This window comes from Paenibacillus sp. AK002, assembly GCF_053903045.1.
The window spans coordinates 2,319,318-2,328,673 of the sequence record NZ_CP096377.1; the positions used below are offsets into that span (position 1 = coordinate 2,319,318).

The 9,356-nt window shown below is 51.0% G+C and carries 10 protein-coding genes; 9 read left to right on the forward strand and 1 reads right to left on the reverse strand.

The window, feature by feature from the left end; translation table 11 throughout:
• Window positions 1-21 precede the first annotated feature (21 nt).
• The 5 genes from M1D70_RS10155 to arsC all read left to right on the forward strand — a co-directional run bounded on the left by M1D70_RS10155 (window position 22) and on the right by arsC (window position 4,117).
• On the forward strand, window positions 22-336 hold the full coding sequence (locus M1D70_RS10155) for an ArsR/SmtB family transcription factor (protein WP_009592642.1): 315 nt from the start codon (window positions 22-24) through the stop codon (window positions 334-336).
• A gap of 58 nt (window positions 337-394) precedes the next feature.
• Entirely contained in the window at window positions 395-1,798 is a 1,404-nt protein-coding gene (locus M1D70_RS10160; RefSeq protein ID WP_456289791.1) for an NAD(P)-binding domain-containing protein, read from the forward strand.
• 107 nt (window positions 1,799-1,905) lie between these two features.
• On the forward strand, window positions 1,906-2,229 hold the full coding sequence (locus M1D70_RS10165) for an ArsR/SmtB family transcription factor (RefSeq protein ID WP_009592629.1): 324 nt from the start codon (window positions 1,906-1,908) through the stop codon (window positions 2,227-2,229).
• A 143-nt stretch (window positions 2,230-2,372) separates the two neighbouring features.
• Window positions 2,373-3,668: an arsenic transporter gene (locus tag M1D70_RS10170; protein ID WP_456289792.1), complete on the forward strand. Its 1,296-nt coding sequence runs from the start codon at window positions 2,373-2,375 to the stop codon at window positions 3,666-3,668.
• A 29-nt stretch (window positions 3,669-3,697) separates the two neighbouring features.
• The gene (arsC, locus tag M1D70_RS10175; protein WP_456289793.1) at window positions 3,698-4,117 is read left to right on the forward strand and encodes an arsenate reductase (thioredoxin); all 420 of its coding nucleotides are present in this window, start codon (window positions 3,698-3,700) and stop codon (window positions 4,115-4,117) included.
• Between the two features lie 144 nt (window positions 4,118-4,261).
• Here arsC and pdxR read toward each other — a convergent pair whose 3' ends face one another.
• Window positions 4,262-5,698, reverse strand: a complete 1,437-nt coding sequence (gene pdxR, locus M1D70_RS10180) for a MocR-like pyridoxine biosynthesis transcription factor PdxR (RefSeq protein ID WP_456289794.1) — start codon at window positions 5,696-5,698, stop codon at window positions 4,262-4,264.
• A gap of 285 nt (window positions 5,699-5,983) precedes the next feature.
• On the opposite strand from pdxR, the gene rpmG reads away from it, so the two are divergent.
• The 4 genes from rpmG to M1D70_RS10200 all read left to right on the forward strand — a co-directional run bounded on the left by rpmG (window position 5,984) and on the right by M1D70_RS10200 (window position 9,339).
• The gene (rpmG, locus tag M1D70_RS10185; protein ID WP_009592608.1) at window positions 5,984-6,133 is read left to right on the forward strand and encodes a 50S ribosomal protein L33; all 150 of its coding nucleotides are present in this window, start codon (window positions 5,984-5,986) and stop codon (window positions 6,131-6,133) included.
• Window positions 6,134-6,245: 112 nt separating this feature from the next.
• Window positions 6,246-6,719 carry a hypothetical protein gene (locus tag M1D70_RS10190; protein ID WP_456289795.1) on the forward strand — a complete coding sequence of 158 codons (474 nt, stop codon included), beginning with the start codon at window positions 6,246-6,248 and terminating at the stop codon, window positions 6,717-6,719.
• A gap of 196 nt (window positions 6,720-6,915) precedes the next feature.
• The gene (locus M1D70_RS10195) at window positions 6,916-7,809 is read left to right on the forward strand and encodes an alpha/beta hydrolase fold domain-containing protein (protein WP_456289796.1); all 894 of its coding nucleotides are present in this window, start codon (window positions 6,916-6,918) and stop codon (window positions 7,807-7,809) included.
• 555 nt (window positions 7,810-8,364) lie between these two features.
• Window positions 8,365-9,339: a Gfo/Idh/MocA family protein gene (locus M1D70_RS10200; RefSeq protein WP_456289797.1), complete on the forward strand. Its 975-nt coding sequence runs from the start codon at window positions 8,365-8,367 to the stop codon at window positions 9,337-9,339.
• Window positions 9,340-9,356: the final 17 nt, after the last annotated feature.

A 9,356-nucleotide genomic window follows, 5' to 3' on the forward strand; every position in this document is an offset into this window, starting at 1 on the left:
ATGGGAAATGGAGGTGATAACATGAAGGTCTCTACCATACATGAAGACGTATTAAGCCTGTATGAACAGAAATTCAAAGCATTGTCCGATAAGAATCGGTTGAGAATCATTTATGAATTGAATCAACGAGGTAAAGTATGCGTATGTGACCTAACGGACATGCTGGATCTCCCTCAATCGAAACTGTCTTACCATCTGAAAATGCTGCTGGATGCAAACATTATTTTGATGGAGCGCATCGGAAAATGGAACTATTACGAGCTTAACGATGAAGAAGTCAAGGGACTGCTATCCGAGAAGCTGTGCTGCGTGTTTTATCCGAATTCCAAAGCATAATTTTTTTAATCGATGCATCAAAAAAAATTGATGTATTAAAAATAAGGAGGATTTCCGTATGAAAAACATTGAGTTTAAGGTAACCTCATCTTCATGCTGCACACCCCGAGTACCGTCAAGCACCAAGGAAACAGTCAAGAAGGAGCATGCTTCCTATAACGATAACCTGCCGGTGGCGATAATCGGAGCCGGTCCGATCGGTTTGGCAGCAGCAGCGCATTTGGGGGAGAGAGGACAAAATTTCATCCTTTTTGAAGCCGGATCCAGCATCGGACAAAACATTCTCCAATGGGGACATGTACGACTATTCTCGCCATGGCAGTACAACATCGATAAAGCCGCCGAGCGTCTTTTGCGCAAACAAGGATGGAAGCCTCCTGTATTAACGGAACTGCCTTTCGGTCATGAGATCGTGCATCAATATTTGGAGCCTTTGGCTAAACTGCCTGAACTTGCGCCCAATATCATGTTAAATTCCAGAGTAGTCTCCATATCGAAAAAGAATACAGATAAAATGAAATCGGCTTATCGCGAAGCTGCACCATTCGTGCTTTATGTCGATACAAATAACTCCACGCAGCGTTTTGAGGCTAGGGCCGTGATCGATGCGTCCGGAACCTGGGGACATCCCAATCCGCTGCATGCCGACGGAATATGGACACGGGAAGAGCGTGATTTGAAGGATCATATTTATTATGGGATTCCGGATTTATCAGCAGAACAAAGGCAGAAATACGCAGGGAAACGCGTTGCGGTGGTAGGAGGCGGACACTCGGCGATCAACACTTTATTGGATCTGGTCCAGCTCAAAGAAACGGATTCGAATACGGAAATTATTTGGGTGATGAGAAAGAAGTCGGTGGAAGAAGCCTATGGCGGGGAAGAGAATGATCAGCTCGAGGCTCGCGGGGCGCTTGGAAGCCGCATTCACCAGTTGATTGATGCAGGCCAAATCCAAGTGGTTAATCCATTGATGATCGAAGGGCTTTCCCAAAAAGATGGGAAGATTGGCATCAAGGGGACTGCCAATGGCGAGGGCAAGGAAATACAAGGAATCGATGAAGTGATCGTGAATACAGGGAGCCGACCCGATATTTCATTTCTGAGCGAGATCAGGCTTAGTATGGATCCTGCCACGGAGAGCGTCGAGGCGCTGGCTCCGCTAATTGATCCGAATGTACACAGCTGCGGCACCGTAAGACCTCATGGCGAGAAAGAGCTTCGTCATTTGGATAAGAACTTTTATCTTGTCGGGATGAAGAGTTATGGCCGGGCTCCGACTTTCCTCATGGCTACAGGGTATGAGCAGGTCAGATCCATTGCAGCCTATTTGGACGGCGATCTGGAGGCGGCGTTAAAGGTTGAGCTGGAGCTGCCGGAGACCGGCGTATGCGGCATCAGCAGTGGACCAAATGCCAACGATTGCTGTTTGCCGGCCTCATCTGCTTCGGGCTGCAAATAAATCGCCTGAACGATTGAAATCAGGTACACTTTCTATTAATATATAAGCATTAACTTATATGGAGTGGAATCGTAATTTTATTTGCCGGAAGAAAGGGATGAATCTTAATGGAGCCCATGAACGAAATAGCCGAAAAACTCAAATTGCTTGGGGATAAAACAAGGCTTACGATGTTGACGCTCCTTAAGGAAAGAGAATGGTGCGTTTGCGAGTTCGTGGATATATTCGATATGTCGCAGCCCGCGATCAGCCAGCATCTGAGAAAGCTGAAGTCTCAGGGAATCGTTAATGAAGCCAGGCGAGGACAGTGGGTTTATTATTCATTGAACGTGGACGACAAGCCCTATATCCAAGCCGTATTAAATGAGATGCCAGGTTCGCAAGAAGTATTGTCATCCATGAATAAGGAGGTTAACTGTACTTGCAGCTAACCCACAGTCAGCCAGCGTTCGCAACGACGCTAAGGCGGCTGCTAGAGTAGGATTTTCGTTTATTATATAAGGATATAGTTATATATTGATCGATGCAAAACATAACTATATTCCAGCTCAACACGTCATTGGAGGTTTGAACATTGGTTTCTGTTGTCCTGGCCAGCATCATTTTTATTTTCACGTTAATTTTTGTCATCTGGCAGCCCAAAAACCTATCCATTGGATGGTCGGCTTGCGGAGGCGCTCTGCTGGCGCTTCTCGTTGGAGTCGTGGATTTTCAGGATGTGTGGGACGTCACCTTGATCGTATGGAACGCAACGCTCGCCTTTGTTGCAATCATCATTATCTCGTTGATCTTGGATAAAATCGGGTTATTCGAATGGGCAGCGCTGCATATGGCCAATGCCGCCCGGGGAAACGGCATCCGGATGTTTGTGTACGTCTCCTTGCTTGGAGCGGTTGTTTCCGCATTCTTCGCGAATGACGGAGCGGCTCTCATCCTGACGCCGATCGTGCTTGCCATGGTGCGGGCGCTCAATTTCGATGAACGAAAGGTATTTCCATTTATCATCGCAAGCGGCTTTATTGCGGACACCACCTCGCTTCCGCTTGTCGTCAGCAACCTGGTAAACATCGTATCTGCCGATTTCTTCGGCATCTCGTTCATCGAATACGCCAGTCGCATGCTGGTTCCGAATCTGTTCTCATTGGCAGCGAGCGTTCTTGTGCTTTACTTGTTTTTCCGCAAAAGCATCCCGCGGAAGTTTGACGCTGCCCAACTGAAGCAGCCATCCACCGCGATTCAGGATCCTGCCATGTTCCGTTTGTCATGGATCGTATTAAGCGTACTGCTCATCGGTTACTTTGTATGTGAATTTGCAGGTATTCCCGTATCGATCGTCGCCGGCGTTATCGCGATATTGTTCCTGTTGATGGCGAGAAAAAGTCCGGCTGTGCAAACAAAGGAAGTGCTTAAAGGGGCGCCCTGGGCGATCGTGTTTTTCTCGATTGGCATGTATGTCGTCGTATATGGCTTGCGCAATGCAGGCCTTACGGATCTGCTGGCCGGCGTCATACAGAGCGCAGCGGATCAAGGGTTATTTGCCGCTACCATGGCCATGGGTTTTATTGCCGCCATTATTTCGTCTATTATGAACAATTTGCCGACGGTGATGATCGATGCACTAGCCATCGATGCAACCCATACGTCGGCAGCCATTAAAGAGGCATTAATATATGCGAACGTGATCGGTTCCGATTTAGGCCCCAAAATTACGCCGATCGGTTCGCTGGCAACCTTGCTTTGGCTGCATGTCCTTTCTGCCAAAGGCGTGAAGATCAGCTGGGGAACCTACTTCAAAACAGGGATCATATTGACCATCCCGACGTTATTCATAACACTCTTGGGTTTGTATATCTGGTTGACCCTATTGTAAACGATCAGGATAAGAGGAGAGGACAAAAGATGGAGAAAAAGACGCTTTACTTCTTGTGCACAGGCAACTCCTGCCGCAGCCAAATGGCTGAAGGATGGGCCAAAAAGCATCTGGGCGAGGATTGGAATGTTTACAGCGCCGGCATCGAAGCTCATGGTGTGAACCCGAATGCCGTCAAAGCTATGAACGAAGTGGGGATCGATATTTCGAACCAAACTTCGGATATCATGGATCCGACATTGTTAAATCAATCCGATTTGGTGGTCACCTTGTGCGGCGATGCTGCTGATCGTTGCCCCATGACGCCCCCGCATGTTCGCCGTGAACACTGGGGATTTGACGATCCTGCCAAGGCTCAGGGAACCGATGAGGAGAAATGGGCGGTTTTCCAACGCGTTCGGGACCAAATCGGGGAGCGCATCCAACAATTCGCCAAGACCGGCGAATAATATAAACCGTTCCAGCCGGGAATATTCCCGGCTTTTTTCATTAGAAAGAGAACATGAAAAAAAGGTTAGCCTCCGGTAAGCTAACCTTTTTCCGGCTTAAGGGGAGAGGAGCTTCTCTCCCGACTTTCTATCCCGGCACTGTCCCTATTGAATGGCAGCGTGCAGGGCTTGGGCGAACTTGGAGATTCCGGAAGGGATATCCTCGGCCCTGGCACGGGCGTAAGTGAATCGCACATATCCGGAAGCCGAACCGTACACGCTTCCCGGCGCGAAAATAACGCCTTTTTGAATGGCGGCCTCCAGCAGCTTGCTGTCATTCACTTCCGGCACGATCTTGCACCAGAGATGCAGGCCGCCCGCGGGCACATGGAAATGAACGAGGCCTTGCAGCTCTTTCTGCAGGGCCTCGATCAGCAAATCCCGCTTGTACAGCAAGCTCGCTCGCAGCCTGTCCAGGTGGGGAGCAAAATAGGAAGAGTCGATAAACTGGACGGCAAGGCTTTGGGGCACCACGCTCAGCCCGAAATCCATCTGCTGCCTGGCGTCTGCAAGCCGCTCCACAATGGAATTCGGGGCAACCATCCAGCCTACGCGGAGGCCGGACGCGGCTATTTTCGAGAGTGACCCGATGTACAGCACCGATCCGACGGAATCCACGGATTTCAAAGGGGCCGGCGGCGAGCACTGGAAGGCGGTCAAACTGAAGGGATCGTCCTCCACGATGGGAAGTCCAAGTTCACTGGCTGCATCCAGCAGCTGCGATCTTCGCTCCTGAGCCATGACGGTGCCTGTCGGATTCTGAAAATTCGGATTAATGAAAATCATCTTGATCCGGTGTTTCTTGTACAGCGAGCGGATGTCCTCCGGCCGCACCCCTCGTTCATCGACAGGGAGTCTGAACAAGCGAAGGCCGGCCGATTGAAACATCGGCAGCGAATAGCAGTACGACGGGTCTTCAATGGCCACCGCATCGCCAGGGGACAACAAGCACTGCGTAATGAGATACAGCGACTGCTGAGACCCCGACGTGATCAATATGGAGGATTCGGTGGTCTGGATTCCCCGATACTTTTTCAGATACGTAACCAAAGCCTGCCGGAGCGGCCCATATCCCTGCGGGTTGTCATATCCGAAATAGGACGTGTTCGATTTTTGACTCATTAACGTATTCATTTCTTGGATCGGTGCCAAATCGCCGGCAAGCTCTCCGCTGGCAAAATCGATCAATGAGGGATCATGCGCCAGCGCTTCCCGAATCCGGCGAAGAAAAGGGAGATTCGGCAGGAAATTCCCTCCCTCCGCATAACGGCGCCAGTTCGGCGTATGCTTGGGCGTGGCTCCCCATTTGGAGTTGCTGACCCGCGTTCCGCTTCCGGAACGGCTCTCTATAATTCCAAGCGCCCGAAGCTCCGAGTAAGCCAGAACCACGGTGCTTCGATTAACCCCTAACTGCTCCGCGAGCTTTCGTTCGGATGGGAGTAAGCTGCCCGGTGGAAACTCACCATAAGATATTCTTTGCTCCAGATCATCGGCAATTTGCTGATATAGAGGTCGTGTGCTGTTACGATCCGGCTTCCACACCTTCCTCATCCTTTCGTGACATATTCAGGCGGTTTCTGTCTGTAACCTTAATCATATCATTTAGCATAAATAAAGGCTTTTCATAATTTCATCATTACGATGACAAATCTTGAGCCATCCCTTCAATATGGACGGGATATCGGACTGTGAATTGGACGGGGCAACCTTACTGACTTCCCGAAATGGCGGCTGTAAGTCGCTTGACAAAACGCAAAAACAGGAATAGAGTATACTTAATTAATCGTAATAATTACGATTTAAAACCAAAGGTAGGAGGTGTTGAATATGCGAGTGACAATCACATTGGCATGCACGGAAACGGGGGACCGTAACTATACAACGACCAAAAATAAACGAAATCACCCGGAGCGGATGGAATTGCGCAAATATTGTCCGCGTTTGAAGCGGGTGACGCTGCATCGGGAAACCCGTTAGCGCATGCCTTAACGCAAGCCGGACCAGCCGTCCGGCTTATTTGACTTCAAACGAAATGGGACTACACTAAAAGTAGCAGCAAGATACCATGTCAATGAGGGGGATGGACGGGATGAACCAGGAACGACAGGATTCCGGCGGAGAGCTGCTCCTGAGCGCACATACCCCGGAACAGTGGAGGCGGAGAAGGCAGGAGCTAAACGAGTGGATCAACAGACCCAAGGTGCGCAAACAGCCCAAACGCACGCGGTTGTTCGGCAATACCCCTGTCGACGACCAGCTGTATCCGATATTGATTTCGCTGCAGCAGGCGGGCTTGGAGACCGAGTTTTCCTGCGCGGGGGTAAGTCCTCTCGATGAGCCCGTGGATCATTCCCTGTACGCCTATCTAACCTTTTTCTCAAAGGGTCCTGCGGAGCGGTTCGCTGACCTGCTCATGGAAAATATGAAGCATCGCGCTCTGATTACTTATGAGCCTGCCCGTCATCGCTATGACGCATCGTCGTTTTTTATCGGACATAACCGCTCCTTCTGCCTTCTTCTGCAGCACAGCGCGGATCAATTACTGAGGGATTCGGCCCGGTAGAATTCGGGCTTTTACATAGGATATCATCGTCTTGCCGGCTCAGAGCCTAAAGCAGCCTTATCTCGAACAACCCCATTGGATGAACGCTTCTGTATCAATTGCCACAGCGGCTATGCCGCGTGCGGTGATATATTGAAGCAGGACACGCACCAGCCTGCCCTATATCGATAACGTCCAGCAAAGGGGAGAAAACCATATGCCGAGTAAAGAGAGCGCGGCTATAAAAGAGCAGCTGACCGCCGAGGGATTTCATCATAAATGGGAACATGCCGGAACGATTCGGCAGTATATCGAAACATTGCCTCCATATCCTGCGCTGTCAGAGGATCAGGAAGGATTTGAGACCCGCCGTTTCCATAGCGGATCGGGCGTAAGCATGAATTATTATGTATCGCATGGAAGGAAGGAACAGGGGACAGTCGTTTATTTGCACGGCGGAGCCTATATCGAAGAGATTCTGCCGCCCCATTTCGCGTTTGCAAGGCAGTGGACGGAACGAACCGGATTCACCGCCATCCTACCCAATTATCCCACCGTTCCGGCTGCCGATGCGAAAAAGCTGACGGGGCTGATGCGCGAGTTTTACGTGCACGTATGTGCCCACGCCGGGAGCCCGGTATTTCTTATGGGCGATTCGGCCGGCGGCGCGCTGGCTCTCGACATGGCCCAGTCGGTCAAGGAGACGCCGCTGCAAGCGGAGGGGCTGATTCTGATCTCGCCATGGGTGGATGCAGCCACGGACAATCCGCAGATATCCGCGCTCGGCATCCCGCAGCGCGACGTCTTTCTCCAGCCGGCCGGGCTCGGAGCGGTAGGAAGGATGTATGCAGGAGGCCTTCCGATGGACCATCCTGCGGTCAGTCCTTTGTTTGGCGATATGGGAAGCCTTCCCCGCACGGTCATTCTCGCAGGAACCGACGATTCCCTGCTGCCGGACGCTCGCCTGCTGCGCGATAAGATGGCCCGGGAAGGCGTCGATGCCGAGTACTGGGAATACGAGAACATGATGCATGTGTGGCCCCTGTTTCCGATGCCTGAAGCCGAAGAGGCACTGGAACGGCTGCATCAATGGACGGCGCGCGAAGGTTGAAAGCCGCAATGGAGGGTGACCCGCCATCCAATTGGATGGTCACAACTGTCGCGCAATTGGATGGTGTGCATCGGCCGATTGTTCATTATAATGAGGCAGAAACGACCATTTCATGATGATATAGGTTGATCCTGAAGCCTCAGGTTCTATAATAGATTGTATATAATGAATAATCGAATGGGGTTGTTTGTGGTTGGTTATGTATATTATCGTCATCGCGCTGGCATTAATTGGAGGAATATCAACGCTTCTGGTAGGATTATCTCAGGAGAATAAGAAGGAAAACCCGAACTATGAGCGGAAAACGAGAACCAATCTCACGAAGCTGCTCATCATTTATCTTGTTTCGTTAATAGCGTTTATTGTGATATGGATGATTTTCAGATAGGCAGAGTCCGCTCCCGGTCCAAGACCGAAGAGCGGGCTTTTTTTATTCAAATAAAGGAATTGAGGACAAGGCCGACGAAACATGATGCTTGCCGGGCTTTTCCGGTACTATGATAATGAAGAAGAACAGGGCATCGTCTCTAATGGAAGGGGAGGTTTTAGGATCAGATGGCATTCAACATAGGAATGATCGGTACAGGCTGGTTCAGCAGAGTGCATGCAGATATTGTGTCCAACATGGACGGAGTGAACGTTGCCGCCTTTGTCGGGACGAGTCAGGAGAAAGCGGAACAAGCGGTGCGGGGCTATGCCGGCGCCAAGGCGTACAGCAACGTTGAGCAGATGCTGGATGCAACCAAGCCCGATGCGGTTTATATCTGCGTTCCGCCGTTTGCGCATGGAGAGATCGAAGCCCAGGTGGTGGAACGGGGCATTCCTTTTTTGGTCGAGAAGCCGCTGGGCACGAGCCTGGATACGCCACGGCAGATTCTGCATGAGGTGAAGAAGGCCGGTTTAATTACGTCTGCAGGGTATCATTTCCGTTATACGGATGCGGCCATCAAGGCAGCCGAGCTGCTGGAAGGCCGGAAGATCGGGATGGCGCTTGGCTACTGGATGGGAGACATGCCGCAGGTGTACTGGTGGAGACAGCAGGAAGGCTCGGGAGGGCAATTCATTGAGCAAACCACCCATATGGTTGACCTGCTTCGCTGCCTGCTGGGTGAAGCGGATGAAGTGTATGCGGCTTTTGCCCATCGAGCGATGAAGGATGTTCATGAGGGGGTAACGGTACACGATGTGGGCACTGCGACGCTGAAATTAAAATCCGGCGCCGTGGCAACGATCTCCAATACCTGCATGCTGCCGGAGTCGGATCGGGCTGGCTTGGATATTTATACGGAGCAGGGGATCATCGGCATTCAATCCGATAAGCTCATCGTCAAGGAAAAAGGAAGAACGACGGAATACCGGAATAGGGCTAATCCGTATCTTCGGGAGAGTGAAGCGTTCATCCACGCGGTTCGCACCGGCGATGCCTCCGGAATCTTATCCTCCTACGAGGATGCGTTTAAAACCATGGAAATTACCTTTGCTGCTTTGCAGTCGGCCGAAACGGGGGTCCCGGTGAAGATCGGGGAATGATCCTGAACATCCAGCGG